Origin of the sequence: Nocardia panacis, from assembly GCF_003598715.1 — a bacterium.
Classification (GTDB): Bacteria; Actinomycetota; Actinomycetes; order Mycobacteriales; family Mycobacteriaceae; genus Nocardia; species Nocardia panacis.
Map to the genome: position 1 here is coordinate 173795 of NZ_QZFU01000041.1, position 16793 is coordinate 190587.

At 67.3% G+C, this 16793-nt stretch carries 15 protein-coding genes; 9 read left to right on the forward strand and 6 right to left on the reverse strand.

What is annotated here, in order from left to right:
• Positions 1 to 17: 17 nt before the first annotated feature.
• The 6 genes from D5S18_RS28845 (at position 18) to D5S18_RS28875 (ending at position 8627) form a co-directional block, all read left to right on the forward strand.
• Positions 18 to 1013 (forward strand): sulfate/molybdate ABC transporter ATP-binding protein, encoded by a 996-nt coding sequence (locus D5S18_RS28845; protein ID WP_120044509.1) that lies wholly within the window; start codon positions 18 to 20, stop codon positions 1011 to 1013.
• Between the two features lie 456 nt (positions 1014 to 1469).
• The gene (locus D5S18_RS28855) at positions 1470 to 2105 is read left to right on the forward strand and encodes a hypothetical protein (RefSeq protein WP_147404247.1); all 636 of its coding nucleotides are present in this window, start codon (positions 1470 to 1472) and stop codon (positions 2103 to 2105) included.
• A gap of 215 nt (positions 2106 to 2320) precedes the next feature.
• On the forward strand, positions 2321 to 3469 hold the full coding sequence (locus tag D5S18_RS28860; protein ID WP_120044268.1) for an Hsp70 family protein: 1149 nt from the start codon (positions 2321 to 2323) through the stop codon (positions 3467 to 3469).
• Positions 3470 to 3557: 88 nt separating this feature from the next.
• On the forward strand, positions 3558 to 4571 hold the full coding sequence (locus D5S18_RS28865; RefSeq protein ID WP_439651183.1) for an AurF N-oxygenase family protein: 1014 nt from the start codon (positions 3558 to 3560) through the stop codon (positions 4569 to 4571).
• Between the two features lie 5 nt (positions 4572 to 4576).
• Positions 4577 to 6160, forward strand: coding sequence for a 4Fe-4S binding protein (locus D5S18_RS28870; protein WP_120044270.1), 1584 nt, complete (start codon positions 4577 to 4579; stop codon positions 6158 to 6160).
• 466 nt (positions 6161 to 6626) lie between these two features.
• On the forward strand, positions 6627 to 8627 hold the full coding sequence (locus D5S18_RS28875) for an Hsp70 family protein (protein WP_120044271.1): 2001 nt from the start codon (positions 6627 to 6629) through the stop codon (positions 8625 to 8627).
• Between the two features lie 6 nt (positions 8628 to 8633).
• On the opposite strand, the gene D5S18_RS35085 is transcribed toward D5S18_RS28875, so the two are convergent.
• Entirely contained in the window at positions 8634 to 8777 is a 144-nt protein-coding gene (locus tag D5S18_RS35085) for a hypothetical protein (RefSeq protein ID WP_158608015.1), read from the reverse strand.
• An 840-nt stretch (positions 8778 to 9617) separates the two neighbouring features.
• The gene (locus D5S18_RS28880; RefSeq protein WP_120044272.1) at positions 9618 to 10577 is read right to left on the reverse strand and encodes a threonine/serine dehydratase; all 960 of its coding nucleotides are present in this window, start codon (positions 10575 to 10577) and stop codon (positions 9618 to 9620) included.
• Here D5S18_RS28880 and D5S18_RS28885 point away from each other — a divergent pair.
• On the forward strand, positions 10567 to 11580 hold the full coding sequence (locus D5S18_RS28885) for an HAD hydrolase family protein (RefSeq protein ID WP_239004062.1): 1014 nt from the start codon (positions 10567 to 10569) through the stop codon (positions 11578 to 11580). The two genes, D5S18_RS28880 and D5S18_RS28885, sit on opposite strands and share 11 nt — an antisense overlap.
• 3 nt (positions 11581 to 11583) lie before the next feature.
• Here the strand turns inward: D5S18_RS28885 and D5S18_RS28890 are convergent, their stop codons facing one another.
• On the reverse strand, positions 11584 to 12333 hold the full coding sequence (locus tag D5S18_RS28890; protein ID WP_120044273.1) for an anti-sigma factor: 750 nt from the start codon (positions 12331 to 12333) through the stop codon (positions 11584 to 11586).
• Positions 12330 to 12824 carry a sigma factor gene (locus D5S18_RS28895; RefSeq protein WP_120044274.1) on the reverse strand — a complete coding sequence of 165 codons (495 nt, stop codon included), beginning with the start codon at positions 12822 to 12824 and terminating at the stop codon, positions 12330 to 12332. The genes D5S18_RS28890 and D5S18_RS28895 overlap by 4 nt, the downstream gene beginning before the upstream one ends.
• A gap of 362 nt (positions 12825 to 13186) precedes the next feature.
• Here D5S18_RS28895 and D5S18_RS28900 point away from each other — a divergent pair, with 362 nt between their 5' ends.
• Positions 13187 to 13654, forward strand: a complete 468-nt coding sequence (locus D5S18_RS28900; RefSeq protein WP_147404248.1) for a hypothetical protein — start codon at positions 13187 to 13189, stop codon at positions 13652 to 13654.
• 178 nt (positions 13655 to 13832) lie between these two features.
• Positions 13833 to 14537, forward strand: a complete 705-nt coding sequence (locus tag D5S18_RS28905; protein ID WP_120044276.1) for a TIGR00266 family protein — start codon at positions 13833 to 13835, stop codon at positions 14535 to 14537.
• A 43-nt stretch (positions 14538 to 14580) separates the two neighbouring features.
• Here D5S18_RS28905 and D5S18_RS28910 read toward each other — a convergent pair whose 3' ends face one another.
• Together D5S18_RS28910 and D5S18_RS28915 are read right to left on the reverse strand one after the other, a co-directional pair.
• Complete coding sequence (locus tag D5S18_RS28910; protein ID WP_120044277.1) at positions 14581 to 15789, reverse strand: MFS transporter; 1209 nt, start codon at positions 15787 to 15789, stop codon at positions 14581 to 14583.
• An 82-nt stretch (positions 15790 to 15871) separates the two neighbouring features.
• A complete protein-coding gene (locus D5S18_RS28915) occupies positions 15872 to 16687 on the reverse strand; it encodes a DUF8832 domain-containing protein (RefSeq protein ID WP_120044278.1) in 816 nt (271 codons plus the stop codon).
• Between the last annotated feature and the right edge of the window lie 106 nt (positions 16688 to 16793).

A 16793-nucleotide genomic window follows, 5' to 3' on the forward strand; every position in this document is an offset into this window, starting at 1 on the left:
CGAAGCCCGCCGGAACCATGATCGCCGTCACCGGTGCGAACAAGCGCTACGGCAGCTTCGCGGCGCTGGACGATGTCTCCATCGATATTCCCTCCGGCGCGCTCACCGCCCTGCTGGGTCCCTCCGGCTCCGGCAAATCCACCCTGCTGCGCGCCATCGCCGGACTGGAGACGCTGGATTCCGGGTTGGTCGTCATCGGCGCTCGCGATGTCACCGGCGTGCCGCCGCAGAAGCGCGATATCGGTTTCGTCTTCCAGCACTACGCGGCCTTCAAACATATGACCGTGCGCGACAATGTCGCCTTCGGATTGAAGATCCGCAAGCGCCCCAAGGCCGAAATCGCCCGCAGGGTGGACGAGTTGCTCGGCATCGTCGGACTCGACGGGTTCCAGCACCGGTATCCGGCGCAGTTGTCGGGCGGTCAGCGTCAGCGCATGGCACTGGCCCGCGCGCTCGCCGTCGATCCGCAGGTGCTGCTGCTCGACGAGCCCTTCGGCGCGCTCGACGCCAAGGTCCGCGCCGATCTGCGCACCTGGCTGCGCCGCCTGCACGAAGAGGTGCACGTGACAACGGTGCTGGTCACCCACGATCAGGAGGAGGCGCTCGATGTCGCCGACCGGATCGCGGTGATGAACAAGGGGCGGATCGAACAGGTCGGCACCCCCGAGGATGTCTACGATCGTCCGGCCAACGAATTCGTCATGTCCTTCCTCGGCGCGGTGGCCCGATTGAACGGACATCTGGTGCGCCCGCACGATATTCGAGTCGGGCGGGATCCGGAGATGGCGTTGGCCGCGCACGAGGGCACGGCGGCTTCGGCAGGGGTCACCAGGGCGACGGTGGAGCGCGTGGTGCACCTGGGCTTCGAGGTGCGGGTCGAGTTGCGCAATGGCGCGACCGGAGATCTGTTCGCGGCGCAGGTGACTCGCGGGGATGCCGAGGCGCTGCACCTGCGCGACGGGGAGACGGTGTATGTGCGGGCGACCCGGATTCCGGAGCTGCCCGCCTCCTGAATTCCGTTGTGTCCACAGGGGTGTGGTTGTCCACAGGCGGTGGGTTCGGGGTTGTTCGCGGTCGAGGCCGCGCGGGATGATCCTCGTATGGAAAAGGCGATGCGATATCAGCGGGGTTCCATATCATCGGAGATATTTTCCGATGAATTGAGCGATGTCCGAAAATTCGGGATATTGCCGGTATTCGGGCCGTTGCGGTGCGGTCCCGCAATCGGCTCGTAATCGGCGACACGCCAGTGTGAAATGATGGTTTATTCGATTCCGGTGTGATCGAATACGAAACATGATGTAAACCGATTGTTTTCGGGACGCGTCTTGTCGGGCCGCTCAGCGCCCACGTTCGACTCGCGATCTGGTGGCGGGTCTCCCCAATAATTCGCCGAGTCGGTTTCGCGTGCGCGGGGAAGGTGAACGCGAGACGGGATATTCGGCGCATACGGAATGCATGGGTATGCCATGTCTCTTCGAATGAATCCGATATTCGCCGCGCTGGTCGCGGTGGTTCTCGCGGTGGTTCCGGTGGAGTCGGCGCGAGCCGATCCGCCGCCGGTCGGTATTGCCGAGGTGGAGCTCGGCTCGGCCGGAGTGGATCTCGGCCCGGTCGAGGTGCCGCGCGGCGTCGTTGTCGCGCGGGCGGTAGAGCCGGTGGGCGCCACCTTCGAACAATTATTGGTCGGGATGCAGGGCGCGCAGGTGAGTTTCGAGCCGGATGCGGAGCAGTTCGAAAATGCCTGGCGCATAGTGGATATCGTGCGGCAGCGGCAAATGCCCGCGCGGGCGGCGGTCATCGCGCTGGCCACGGCGACGCAGGAATCGTCGCTGCGGAATCTGACGGTGGCCGTCGATCACGATTCCTTGGGATTATTCCAGCAGCGGCCTTCGGAAGGATGGGGTCCGCCCGAGCGACTGATCGATCCGGGTTTCGCGACGAATGCGTTTCTCGACGCATTGGAGCGGGCGGCGCCGGACTATGGGTCGATTCCACTATGGCAGGCGGCGCAGGCCACGCAGCGGTCGGCATTTCCCACCGCCTACGCGCGTTGGCACGAGCAGTCGGCGCGATTGGTGCTGCGAATGCTGGCGGGGGAGTAGGGAGTTCGGTCCGGCATCCGGCCGCAGGTGGGTTCCGGATGTCGGACCGAATGAACTGGACGGTCCGGATTTGTTGCGCGCCAAGGGATTAGGTGCACGATGAGGTGCGGCGGCGGCAGCGGACAACCCGATGTCCGGTGGTTGGCAGGCGGTTCGCGCAGTGGTTGCGTGAACTGCGTTCGAAGCATCCGGCACGGCGATCGGGATGGATTGCGATGGCGATTGGGCTCGGATTGAGTATCGGCACGGTGAATACGGTCTCCGCACTCGCCGAGGTGGTTTCGGCCAGGGCGGGCCACGGTCGCTGGCGGCGGTGTCGGCGCGCACGGGCGGTCACCCGCCGCACCACACTGACCTTCGACAGCACCGGATTGGTCCGGGTCGGCATGATTCCCCGACACGGGCGCGCGATCACCGAATTCGCGGATCTCACCCGGCGCTCGGCGGTCCGGGCCAGGGTCGGTCATCGGTCGCTGTCCCAGGCCGATCTGATTGCGCTGGTGGCGGATTCGGTCATCGGCGAGGCGCTGCCGGACGGGTGCGGCACCGAGCGGCACGGAATCGGTATCGCGCTGGCCTATCCGGTGTACTACGGGTCGGACCATATCGGGGATCTGCGCGCGGCATTGGACGGGCAGGGTCTCGGTGCGGTGGCGCTGGTGGCCGAGCCGGTGGCGGCGGCGGCCTGGTTGGATGCCGAGCGCGGGCCGCTCATGCCGGGGCTGGCGCTCGTCTACGACCTGGGCGGATCCGGACTGGATATCACCCTGGTCCGGGTCGGCGCGGGCTGTCCGACCGATCCGATCGTCGGAGAACCGGTGCGCTCCACCGATTTCGGCGGGCAGGCCTTCGGTGCGCTGATCGCCGCGCGGGTGGGGCGCCTCCCCTCCGCGCTCCCGTTCGCCGGGGTGATCGATGGTTCGGTCGCGGATGTCCTGCGGGCCGAGCATATTCGCGATTCGCTGGAATTGGTCTACCGCTGTTTGAGTATCGCGGATGTGACCATGGCCGATGTGGATTGTGTGCTGGTGGTCGGCGGGGCGGCTCGGCCGGTGGAGGTGGCGCAGGTGCTGGCGGGCGCGCTGGCGCGGCCGGTGATCATCGCGCCGGATCCGGAGCGCACCATCGCCGACGGCGCCGCACTGCTCGGCCGCCGCGCGGCCGCCGCGGCCGAGGGGCGCGTCGGGGCGCATCCCATCCGATGGGGAATCCAGCGGGCGGTGCTCCGGGCGCGGGCGCTGTCGCGGCGCATCAGACGCGGGTTCGTCGAGGTGGCGGTCGCTGCCGGTTTGTCCGATCCGCAGGTCGCCCCGTTCGCGCGGGAGCGTGGTCGACCGGCGGCGCGTCGGTCAGCGGTGGAATAGTTCATTACTTCCAGGCTGTGAGAAGTTGACGTGACTCCTCGTAGGTGTAACTATGGGATACAGATAAGTGATCCCACGAGGAGAGGCAGTGACGACGATGTCCGCAGCCGTGACGCCCGCCGTCGATCCCGACGTTGCCAAGGCCGAGGAGTACGCCGCAAAGCTGCTGTTGCTCTCCGAGGGCTCGGTCAACAAACACTTCGACCCATTCGAGGACATCGACTGGGAGAATCCGGACTTCGCCCCCGATGCGGGGGAGGAGCGCTGGGTGTTGCCGGAATCCGCCGATCCCCTGGGCCGCCACCCCTGGTACAAGGCGCTGCCGCTCGAGCGCAAGATCGCCATCGGCAAGTACCGGCAAGCCAATATCGCCAAGGTCGGCTTGCAGTTCGAATCCATTCTGATCAGCGGAATGGTGGTCCACAACTTCAACCTGCCCAATGGTTCGCCCGAGTTCCGGTACTGCTCCCACGAGATGATCGAGGAGCACAACCACACCCTGATGTTCCAGGAGATGGTCAATCGGATCGGCCTGGACGTGCCCGGTATGGGTCCGCTGGTCAGCAAGTTCAAGTACCTCGGCGCGCCGGTCGCCTCCTTCATGCCGAACCTGTTCTTCATGGCCGTGCTCGGCGGTGAGGAACCCATCGACCACATCCAGAAGCAGATCCTGCGCTCGGATGAGGATGTGCACCCGATCATGCGCGGCGTCATGGCCATCCATATCGCCGAGGAGGCGCGCCACATCTCCTTCGCGCACGAATACCTCAAGCAGCATGTGCCCGAGGCCAATCAGCTCAGCAAGCTGACCCTGTCGGTGGCCATGCCGCTGGCCATGTGGATCCTCGGTCGCGCCATCGCGACCCCGCCGAAATCCTTCTTCAAGGAGTTCGATATCCCGGAATCGGTGCGCAAGGAGCTGTTCTACGGCTCCAAGGAGGCCAAGCAGACCTTCGGTGACTACTTCGGCGATGTGCGCACCCTCGCCAAGGAGATCGGCCTGATGAATCCGATCTCCAAGCGGGTGTGGAAGCTGCTCAAGATCGACGGGGCCACCACCCGCTACCGGTCCGAGCCGCTGCGCGCGGTGCAGGCTGCCTGACGCCCATGCCCTACGTCGTCACTCAATCGTGCTGCAGCGACGCGTCCTGCGTTTACGCCTGCCCGGTGAACTGCATTCACCCCACGCCCGACGAACCGGACTTCCTGAGCGCCGAGATGCTGTACGTGGATCCGAAGGCGTGCGTGGACTGCGGTGCCTGCGCCTCCGCGTGCCCGGTCGATGCCATTGTGTCGTCGAAGAAGCTGACGCGGGAACAGCAGCCGTTCATCGAGATCAATGCGAACTTCTTCCGGCAGTCCAGGCCGCGCCCGCTGCTGGCGCGACCGGTGCCCGCCGCGCGGATTCGCACCGGGCGGCAGCCGCTGCGGGTGGCGATCGTGGGCTCCGGCCCCTCGGCCATGTACGCCGCCGACGAACTGCTCACCCAGCCCAATGTGGCGGTGACGGTTCTCGATCGACTGCCCAGGCCCTATGGTCTGGCTCGCTTCGGTGTCGCACCCGATCACGAGAAGACCCGCAAGGTCGGCACGCTGTTCGATGTCATCTCCGCCCAGCCCGGTTTCGGCTCGTATCTGAATGTCGAGGTGGGGCGCGATATCTCGCATGGTGAACTGCTCGACAGCTTCCATGCGGTGATCTACGCCGTCGGCGCGTCCACCGATCGCAAGCTCGGCATCGCGGGCGAGTCGATGCCCGGCACGGTGTCGGCCACCGATTTCGTCGCCTGGTACAACGGCCATCCCGACCATGCCGCCGACGAGTTCGACCTTTCGCAGCCGCAGGCCCTGATCGTGGGCAATGGCAATGTCGCCCTCGATGTGGCGCGCATCCTCACGGTCGATCCGGCGGTGCTCGCGGCCACCGATATCGCCCCGCACGCGCTGAAGGCGCTGCGGGAGAGCAAGATCGAGGAGGTGGTGCTGCTCGGTCGACGCGGGGCCGCCGAATCCGCCTTCACCGTGCCGGAGTTCGTGGGTCTGCTCGGCGCGGAGGTGGATATCGTGGTCGACGGCGAGATCCCGGACGACGATTCCGGTTTGTCGTATCAGGTGGCGCAGAAACTGGAGTTGCTGCGTTCGACGCGCACCAGACCGGTAGGCGGACGCAAGCGAATCGTACTGCGCTATTTGACCTCTCCGCTCGAGATTCGCGGCACCGACCGGGTGACGGGTGTCCAGGTCGGCCGCAATGAATTGGCCGCCGATGCCGAGGGAGTGCCGCGCGCGGTGCCGACCGGTGCCACGGAGGTGCTGGAGACCGGCCTGGTGCTGACCTCGGTCGGCTATCGGGGTGTGGCACTGCCGGGGCTGCCGTTCGACGAGAAGGCCGGTGTCATCCCGAATTCCGGGGGCGGGGTATTGACCGAGGCGGGTGGCGAGGTGCTGCCCGGCGTGTATGTGACCGGTTGGATCAAGCGCGGACCCACCGGGTTCATCGGCACCAACAAGTCCTGTGCGCAGGAGACGGTGCGGCGGCTCGCGGAGGATTACAACGCGGGTCGACTGAGCGAACCCGGCGGGGACGCCGCGGATTTCGATCGTCTCATCCGGTCGCGGCGGCCCGCCGCGGTGGCGGGTGGCGCGGCGGTCAAACCGGGTCGGCTGCGTCGGCTGCTGGCCAAGTCCTGAGTGCTGTCGCGGAATCCCGCTGCTCCCAATCGCTTTCGTGATTCGGACAGCGGGATTCTCGGGTGTTGGGGTGTGGTTCGCTACCTGTGTGATCGGCCGCTAACCCGATCCGAGTTTGCTGGTTATATTCTAGCTACCGACCGGTCGGTGTGTCCTGCCGAATGGAATCGATGGTGGGAAAACGGGGTTACGGTTTGTTGCGCACCTCGTTTTCCTGATCGCTGAGAGGTAGCCAAATCTGGTACGACACAGATGTTTTCGTTCCGTCCAGTGGGGTGAATACCTGCGATGGAATCGCTCTACCAGCGAATATTCGAAATGGTGGCGAACGGGCAAACGTTCTGTCTCGATTGGGTTTCCGGTTGAATCCGAAACAGCTAATCTGTGGGGGCTGTTTGGAAGACGACCGCGGCCACATGATTCGGCATGTGCTGGACGTGGTCTCGGTACGTTGACGGGATGGCGAATGACCACAGGGCTCGGTTGCAGCATCGGCACAGTGAACTCGGTGACGGCCTCGGTAATTCCGGAGCGATCACTGCCCGCCGTACGCACCCGCCGCACCTCGGTGACCTTCGACCCGGCGGGCGGCGCCCGGATCGGCGGCATACCCCAATTCACCATGGCGGTAACGGATTTCGCTGATTTATCGCGCGATCCCGACGCGGTGGTGGTGGCGGGACGGCTCTGGTCGCCCGCGAATCTCGTCGCCGCCGTGGTCAATGGCCTGCTCGAGGTGGCGCAGCCGGACGGCGGGGTCGTATCCACCTATCCCGCAGTCTATTCCGAGAGGCAGGTGGCGCTGCTGCGGCAGGCACTCGACCTGTCCGGCGCCGGACATGTGCTGCTGGTGCCGGAGCCGGTGGCCGCCGCGGAGTGGCTCGCGCACGAGCAGGGGTCGCTGCGAGACGGTCTCGTCCTGGTCTACGACCTGGGCGGCAGCAGCCTCGATGTGGCGGTGGTGCGGATCGGCGCGGCGGGTCGAGGGTCCTCGATAGTGGGAGAACCGTTGCGCTCCTACGATTTCGGCGGTCGTCCGCTCGGGACGATGATCGCCCGCTACGCCACCGATGCCGCGCCGGGGCGCGTCCGATCCGCCCTGTCCATTGTCGATATCGACGGCCTGCGCACCGAACACATCCGTGACTCACTGGAGTTGGTGCGGGCCTGCGTGCGCTCGGCCGGGCTCACCATGTCCGATATCGACCGGGTGTTGCTGGTCGGCGGCGCGTCCCGCCCACCCGAGGTGGTCCGCACCGTCGCCGAACTCGGTCTGCCCGTGGTGATCTCGGCCGATCCGAGTCACTGCGTCGCGGCGGGTGCCGCCCATCTCGCCGCCCGCACCCACACCCTCGGCAGCGGGCATCCTGGCGGGCGCACCCCGCGAGTGGCCGTATTCTCCAGCGCGGCAGCGGTTTCGGCCATGGCCATGTCCGCCATGACGGTCTTCGGGCCGGGCGGTCCCGCTCCCACCGCGGCGCTCGACCGGGTGCCGAGTGCCGACGCGGCGATCGGTTCGGTCGTTTTCGACCTGCCGCGCACCGATCTCAGCGCTCGCACCCTGCGTGTTCCCGATCGTGGCTCGATATCGGACACCCGTGGTTCATCGACCCTCGTCGGCGATTCCGCATACGGCCGCTTCATCACTCCCGTTTCGCGGAGCGTCGCCGTCGGTCCCACCGTCACCGAGTCGCGTGGGAGCCACCCCGAGCCTCGGCACTGCTGTAGTGCGAACGAGACCACTCCCACCTACGCCAATCCGGCCCGGTTCACCAACCCCCTGCCCTTCGCGCCGCTGCCGCATTGGCAGTTTCCCAGCGTGTCCGGACCCATGACTGGAACACCCACCAGCGCACCGGTTCTGCCATCTACTCCGACGGAGATCGCCGGGGGTGTTCCTTCGCGGACCGGCGGCGTCGCACTTCCTGGCAGCGGGCCATCCGGCACCGCACCTGTGGTCGTCCCGGTCGGCGGAGCGATGAGCGGCGCCGGAAGCAGTGCGGGAACGAGCGCAGGCGGCGTCGGTAGTGGCACTTCGACCGGAGGCGTCCCCGGCGGCAGTGCCCCGAGTGGAAACGCACTGGGCGCGAATGGATCCGGTGGCAGCTCCACCTCTGGCGGGTCTGCGACAAGCGGCGGAGTCGGTAGCTCCGGCGGCCCGTCCGAAGCAGCGTCGCACAACGGCGCATCCGGGAACTCGCCGTCGAATGGCGGCGCATCCGGTGGCAGCGCCTCGGGATCCGAGTCCACCGGTGGCGCCATGTCCGGCAGTTCGTCGTCGTCGGGTGCTGCTTCCGGTGGCGGCTCGTTCGCGGGCGGCTCATCCTCCGGCACCACCTCGAGCGGTTCGTCCCACAGCGCCGCCTCGGGCGCGTCGGCTGGAACCGCGTCCGGCGCAACGTCTTCGGGCGGATCCGCTGCGGGCGGCTCGGATCACGCCTCGGGCGGCGGTGCCCGCGACCGCTGACGGCGGCTACCAGGCCGACTCGAAACCCTCCGGCACCAAAGGGGCTTCGTACACCGGAGCCGGAGGGTTTTCGAGTTGCCTGTGCGCGGCGTTGGCGGCCACATAGGTGGAGATGGCGGTGAAGTGGGAGTCGGCGCGTACCTCGCGCATCGCGGCGTCGAGGCGGGCGCGCAGGTCGTCTCGGGCGACCTTGTAGGCGGCGATCAGGGCTTCGGCTCGGGGGATGGAGGTCGCGACGAGATGGTTGTTCGGCCGTGGTGCCCGGTCTGGCCACCAGCGCCACCGCGTCGGCGTTCAGGCTGCGCTGATGGCCCTGCGCGGTCGGTGCCTTGGGCCGCCTCGGCGAGGCTGTCGAGGTGGTGCTGTACGAGGCCGGGCAAGCTCGGATGTTCGCTGCCGGCCGGTACTTTGGGGGCGGTGAGATTGCCCGCGTCGTCGACGGACGTGCCGTCCTCGTGCGATGCCTTGTCGACCAGTTTGTAGCAGCGCGTCGCGGTGGCCGAAGAGTTGCGCGCCGAAATCGTTGTAGTGGGCGGCGATCGCGATGACCGTCTCGCCCAAATGGTTCGCGTCGAGCTGCTACGAAAGGGTCCGGGTGGCGGTCGCCGAGGTGCCGCGACCGCTCCAGGTGTCCATTCCCGATCCATGTCGCGGGCCAGGTCCTCGATTCGTCCGGTGAACGAATCGGCTTGTCGGGCCGGGTGTTCGGCGAAGGCGATCATGGTGTCGGGTAGCGCGCCGCGCACATGGAGCACGGTCGCCACCTCAGGAGCCCAGGTAGCGGCGCAGTTGGTCGGCGGAGGCCTGTTCGAAGGCGGTATAGGTGGCCGCGTCTGCGTGCATGCGCTCGGTCATCTCCCCGATGTTGCCCCCGATCAACCCGAATGCCTTCGCCACGGCCTGAGTTACCCGGTTCGACGCCTCCGTGACGGGGCCGTGGGTGCTCGGCCCTATTGTCGAATGCGCGTCGCTGTGCTGGGTTCCTATCGATCAAGCCGCCGGGCCGGTGAGATCGGTGGGATCGGTATTCGCCCCGCAGAGGATGGCGCACACCTGCTCGCCCGGCTGGGGGCGATAGACCTCGGTTTCCAGGGCGGCGAGGGTCGTGGCGGCGGCATGCTCCACGGCGAGGCGGTGGTCCTCCCAGAGGGTGTGGCGGGCGGCGACGATGGCCGTATCAGGGACGAGAACCGAATGCACACTCGGCTTTTGGGCCGCCTTCAAGGCCAGTTCGGTGGTGCGGCGCGCGCCCAGGGAATCGGCGGCGATCGAATCGACCGGCACATCGACCAGTTCTCCCGCCGCGATGGCGGCATTGAGCGCGCGGCAGCGGTCCGGTTCGACCGCTACCGTGCGGATGCCGAAATGCTCTGCCACCGTCGCGATTCCGGCGAACAACCCGCCCCCGCCCACGGCGACGACAACGGTATCCAGCTCGGGCAGCAGCCGCTGGATCTCCGTCATGAGCGTCCCCGCGCCCGCGGCGATGAGCGGATGATCGTAGGCGTGCGACATGAGCGCCCCCGATTGGGCCGCGAATTCGTCGCAGGCGGCCAGGGCCTCGGAATATTCGACGCCGACCAGCCGCACCCGCGCGCCATAGGAGACCAGCCGATCGACCTTCACCTTGGGCGCGGTGGTCGGCACGAAGACGGTGGCCGCGACCCCCGATTGCCGCGCCGCCCACGCGCACGCCAACCCGGCATTGCCGCCCGAGGCGATGGTGACCCCCGCCGCGGGCAGTGTCCCGTTCTCCTGATGCGTCCTGATGAAGTTCTGCGCCCCGCGTGCCTTGAACGACCCGGTGTGCTGCAGGAACTCCAGCGCCAGCGACACCTGCGGCGACTCGTCGCCGACCGTGCCGTCACCCAACGGCGCGATGGTCACCGGTCGTACCCGACCCGCGATCCTGTCGGCTGCCGCCACTACGTCGTCATAGGTGAGTTCCATCGCGCTCCTCGATATCTGGACGCCGGGCCGTCGCGGCCGTTACATCAGGTCCGAATACACCGTATCGGCCCGCCGTGACCTGGTGATTCCCGCCTCGGGGATGCCGCGGCACGCGGTCGCGGGCGTCGCGGTCCGGGGTCTCGAATCGGCAACTGCCGGTGGCGATCTCGGCGGGTCGAAGATTCGGCCGGGGCAGAATGGGGCGATGGTGGATGTCGGGGGTGCGCCCGAATTGGTGGCGCTGGATGTGGATGGGACACTGCTGCGGACCGGGTCGCCGATCACCGCGCGGGTGGTCGCGGCGGTGCGCGCGGCGGTGGCGGCGGGCACCTACGTGGTGATCACGACCGGGCGGACCTTGTTGACGACCCGTCCGGTGTTCACCGAACTGGGTTTGGTCGAGGGCCACGCACTGTGCTCCAACGGTGCGGTGCACATCGATGTGGCGCGCGGCGTCCCGGTGACAGTACGGAATTTCGATCCGGCGCCCGCCGTGTCGGCGCTGCGAAAGCTGTTTCCCAGCATGATCTTCGCGGTCGAGAAGGTCGGTGTCGGTATCTGGGCCACCGGCTTCAGTCCCGGCGAATTCTCCATCGGAGACTATGTGCTCGTGGACGACGGCGCATTGGGCAGTGAGCCGACACCCAGACTCAACGGCTGGTGGCCGGACGGGTCGCTGGAGGAACTGCTGCACCGGTTGCGCTCGCTCGAGGTGCCGGGTGCGAGTTGGGTGCACGGCGAATTCGGGCCGTGGCTCACGGTGGCGCCGGACGGGGTGTCGAAGGGGTGGGCACTGGAGCGACTGCGCACCAGCCTCGGTATCGCGCCGACGCGCACCCTGGCCATCGGCGACGGATACAACGACCGCGAAATGCTGGAGTGGGCGGCACATTCGGTGGCCATGTCGAATGCGCCCGCCGACGTGCGGGCGCTGGCGGACGAGGTCACCGCCGATGTGGTCGACGACGGTGTCGCGGTGGTATTGGAGCGCTGGTTCGGGTAGCCGTCAGATCAGATCGATCCGCGCCACCAGCGGTGTGGTCGGTCCTACCGATCCGGTATTCGGCTCGGTCGTGATGGTGACCATCCGGGTCTCTTTCGGCAGGTCTGCCACGAGTTCGGCATGTCGACCCGAGGTGCGCATCATCCCGGCCGAATACACGAGCCCGTTGCGGCGCACCACCCAGAGTTGATAGCCGCGGCCGGTTTCGAGGGTGGGCAATCCGGTGGCGGAGACGGCGACCTTGCCGGTGCTGCGCGAGAGGACCGCGCTGGCCGAGCCGTCCCCCGCGACGAGGATGCCGTCCCTGGTGACGGCGTCGTGTTCGCGCCGGACCTGTTCGAGCGCGATGGAGGTGTGCGGTTCCGGTTCCTTGTCGAGCAGTAAACCGCCGACCAGCGCCGCGGCGACGGCGAGTGCGCCGACGCCGCCCGTCGCCCAAGCGATCCGGTGCCGCTGCGGTGGGTCCGGTTCGGTGCGTGGCGGCCTGCTCGCGGTTCGGATCGGTGCGTCGACGCGCGCGAGGACGGCGGTCCGTTGTAGTCGCTGATGGGTTCGGATGTCGGCCATGACCCGGTCCTTGATCGACGCCGCCGGGACCGGCGGCAGCGCGAGTGCCAAATGCGCCGCGACCGTGCGCAATTCGATGACCTCGTCGCGGCACGACTCGCAGTCGCGCAGATGTTCGTCGAAGGCGGAGCGGTCGGCGGCGTCGAGCGCGTCGAGGACATAGGGTCCGGTGTAGTCGTGGATCACGCCGCGCCCCCGCCGAGCAGCGCCGCGCGCAGCCGCAGCAAGCCGTCCCGCATGCCGGCGGCGACCTCCGGAATCGGCGTGTTCAGCGCCGCCGACACCTCCCGCGCGGTGAACCCGCTGTAGTAGGCGAGCACGATCGACCTGCGTTGCAGTTCGGTGAGTTCGTAGAGCGGAGCGAATTCCAGCGCCTGCGGTGCGGGGCCGCGCGCGCCGCGCTCGTAGCGCACCCGCTCGACCGCCCGCTGATGGGCGATGGTCAAAACCCAGGCCATGGTGCCTTCCCGCGCCGGATGCCGCCCAGCCTTGCGCCAGATCTCTAGCAGTACCTCCCGCGTGACCTGTTCGGCCGAGGCCGGATCGCGCAGAATGCCCGCCGCGATGGCGAGAACCGGCCCCGCCGCGGTGTCGTAGAACTCGGCGAATGCGGACTCATCGCCCCGTGCGGCACGGTCGAGCAGCCGCGCGGGCGAGGCGGTTTGTGCTGTGGTCATGCGGTTCCTTCCAAGCCGGGGCCGGAAGCCGTCCGCGAAACCCGACGGCATATTGCAGGTCAGATCATATGACCACGATCACATCCGGTGGTCGGCACCTCCGGATAGTGCGAATCGGTAATGAGTTCGAGCATATTGCCGAAAGCGGTCGAGTGCCGCCGCGGTCGAATCGTGAAATGCGTGACCCGATTTGGCGGATTCGCTCGTGAATTGCGAGATTCGTTGTGGCAGAAGCTGCCTCGGTGACTTCCCGCATTTGGCGGGGTCCGAAGTGTCCGATATGTTGGGGAGCTCGGCTCATCCCGAGTCGGGGTTTTGTTTCAGTGACGTCGATCGAGGCGTCAGGGGAAGGGGTAGTGAATATGGTCCGTCGGACCTTCGGTCGCACCGGTGTCAAGCTGATCGCGGCGGCCCTGCCGCTCGCGGTGGGCGTCATGTTCTCCGGTGTGGCCGCGGCCGATCCGGGGCAGGCCGTCGCCGCCCCGGTCGCGGTTGTTCAGCCCGCTGCCGCGTCTGTGGACGCGGCCCCGGTGGCACAGCCCGCCGCGGCGGCGCAGGCGCCCACCGCCACCGCCGTGGCCGGGTTGCCGCTCGATGAGGTGGCCACCAATCCGGATGCCCAGAACCACGACCCGCTGGCCAACGGCGCGGTCGCGGGCGCGCTCGCGGGCGCGGCGGGTTCCGGCATTCTGGGCGCGCTGGGCGGTTTGGGTATCGCCAGCATTCCGCTGGGCATCAGCGGCGCGATCACGGGCGCGCTGTGGGGAACCGTGATCGGCCTGCTGGTCGGCGCGGTGGCACCGCAGGCGGTGCCGCAGGTCCTGCCGTAACCCGGCGGCCTGCTCGACAAGTCGAACCATCCCCCGACCGGGGATGAAATACCAACTCTCGCAAGGGGTTGACACCGGGCCGCGGCGAGGCGACACGGCCTCGCCGCGGCCCTGGCGTTATCGGGTCCGCGTGATCGCCTCGGGCGTAAGATCGCGGCGACCGCGAAGGTGACCCGAAATGAACGGGGGAAATATGGATTCCAGGATCATCGGTGGCGTGATGCCGGTGCTGGAGATCACGCTGAATCCGGGCGACAAGCTCAATGCCGAGGCAGGGCAGCTGTCCTGGATGACCGAGTCGATCCGGCTGCACACCTCGACCAAGGGGGCCAGCACCAGCCTGCTCGGCGCGGTCCGGCGCGCGGCGGGCGGCGGCGGACTGTTCATGACCGAATACAGCGCGCACCACGCGCCCGGTCGAGTGGCGTTCGCGGCCAAGTTGCCGGGGCATATCGTCCCGCTTGCCCTCGATCGCGACGGCGAATACCTGGTGCACCGGCACGGATTCCTGTGCGCCACCGAGGATGTGCGGCTGGCGCTGAGTTTTCAGCGGCGGTTGGGCGCGGGCATCTTCGGCGGCGCCGGATTCACCCTGCAGCGTTTGAGCGGGACCGGGCACGCGTGGGTGGAGTTGTCGGGCGAGGTCATTCCGTACACGCTCGCGCCGGGCGAGACGCTGCGGGTGCATCCCGGCCATATCGGATTGTTCGATGCCTCGGTGGATTTCGATATCACCGTGATCAAGGGCATTCGCAATATCCTTTTCGGCGGTGACGGCCTGTTCCTGGCCCAACTGACCGGTCCCGGCCGAGTCTGGTTGCAGTCCATGACGATCAGCAACCTGGCCCACGCGCTCACGCCCTACCTGCCCTCGGGCGGATAGTCAAGAGCGCCGGAACCCGCTGGGTTCCGGCGCTTTCGCGATATCAATGGTGGTGCGCCAGGTGGACGGCCGTTCCGGTTCGATCCAGTCGACGCGAGACCAGGGCCAAACCGAATCCGCCTGCCGCGATCAGTCCGCCGACCCAGTCCACCGAGGTGACACCCAGTCCGCTGTCGATGGCCGCGCCGCCCAGCCAGATCCCCAGCGCCGAACCGAGTGTGAAGGCCGAGATATTGGCCGCCGACGCGATATCCGGCGCGTCGGCCGCCTGCTGCATTACCCGCAGTTGCAGCGGGGCGACCACGCTGAAGGCGCCGACGCCGTAGGCCAGGATGCCGATCGCGGCGGTGATCGGATGGTGGATCAGCGCGGTGAGCGCGAACAGTGCCACTGCCAGCCCACCGATCGAACCCATGAGGGCCTGCGGCAGATTCCGATCGGCGAACTTGCCGCCGAGGTGGTTGCCGAGGAACAGCCCGATACCGAAGAGCAGGAACATCGGTGTCACCCAACCCGATCCGAGCCCGGTCGCTTCGCGAAGCTGGGGCGCCAGGTAGACGTAGCCGGTGAAGACGCCGCCGTAGCCGAGGAAGGTGGTGAGCAGGCCGATCAGCACACCGGGTCGGCGTAGGGCGCGCAATTGGTCGCGCAATGATGCGGTGGCTTCGTGGTCGGCGCGGCTGGTGGCTTTGTGGCCGAGGTCGCGGGGGAGCAAAAGCAGTAGGCCGACAATGGCGAGGCCACCGAAGAGGACCAGCGTGCCGAAGGTGGCGCGCCAGCCGAGCGCCCGACCGACGGCGGCCCCGATCGGTGCGCCGAGAATGGTCGCGGCGGTGGATCCGGCGAAGACGGTGGCGATGGCGCGACCGCGCAGTCGTTCGGAAACCAGTTGCGCGGCGAATACCGCCGCGATTCCGAAGAACGCGCCGTGCGCCAATGCGGCGACAATGCGTCCGGTCAGAATCCAGCCGTAGTTCGGGCCGAACAGGGAGATGATATTTCCGGCGAGAAAGACGCCGGTGGTGCTCAGCAGCATGAATCGGCGGCTGACTCGGCTACCGATGGCGGTGAACAGCGGTGCGCCGATCGCGACGCCGAGCGCGTAGGCGCTTTCGAATCGTCCTACTGCGCCGAGGGAGATATGCAGGGCGGCGGCGATCTCTTCGACGACGCCCGCGACTACGAATTCGTCCGCGCCGAGCGCGAAGGCGGCGATGACCAGCGCCCAGAGGGCCATGGGAAAATTGCGCATCGTAAACACTTCCTGGATAACGGATTTGAGGGTGGGTCGCGGGAGTTGTGACAGCGGCACATGGCATTTCCTCCGGTGAGTCTCAGACGGTGGGCAGGGTGAAGGCGGCGGTGCGGACTTTGTCGCCGTGCTTGAAATCCAGGAACAGACGGTAGGTTCCCGGACCGGGGACCACGGTATGGAAGGTGATATCGGGACCGGGGGCGGTAATGCCGTCGCCCGGTTCGCCATTCGGATGCACGTGGACGTAGGCGAGGTCGCCCGCCCGCAGAATGACCAGATGCCCGAATGCGGCCAGATACGGCTGGAGATCGGTGACCGGCGCGCCGTCCCTGCGCACCGTGAGAGTCACCATCTGCCCTTGTCCGGGAACCAGATTCCCTTGCAGCGCGACCTCGTACCCGTCCACCACGGTGGTGCGGGCCGGTTCCGGGGTCGGCTCCGGCGCGTAGTTCCCGGCGACGGCCAGATCCGCACCCAGGGTGATGGTGCGGCCCAGCGCGACCGGTGCGATATCGGTGAACACCCGATACGCGCCCGCCTCCGGCAGATTCAGTCGGACCGACCAGGTGCCGTCGGCCGCGAGCTGCGGGTGCACATGCCAGAAGCCGGTCAGCTCGCGGCGGGCCACGATGAGGTGCAGTTCGCGATCGTGGATCGGCGCGAAATCGGTGACCGGATCGCCTTCGGGGTCGAGGATGCGGAAGCGGAAGTCGATCTCGCCGGGCTGGGCGATGGGTTCGGCCAATTCCAGGGTGTAGCCGTCCAGGGTGATCTGGAGGCCGCCGGGGACCGCGGGCGCGTCGTGGGTCGCGTGTGCGTCGTGGGCTGCGTGATCCTGATGCGCGTGGCCCGCATGTCCGTGATCCTGGTGTCCGGCGTGGATGGTGGCGTTCATGGTGTGGGCTCCTCGATCTTGTTCTCTGTTCGAGACGAATTTATACCCCATAGGGGTATGTAGCCAAGATGGGGAAATGTGATGTGGAGCACCTCGTGTTCGCGGT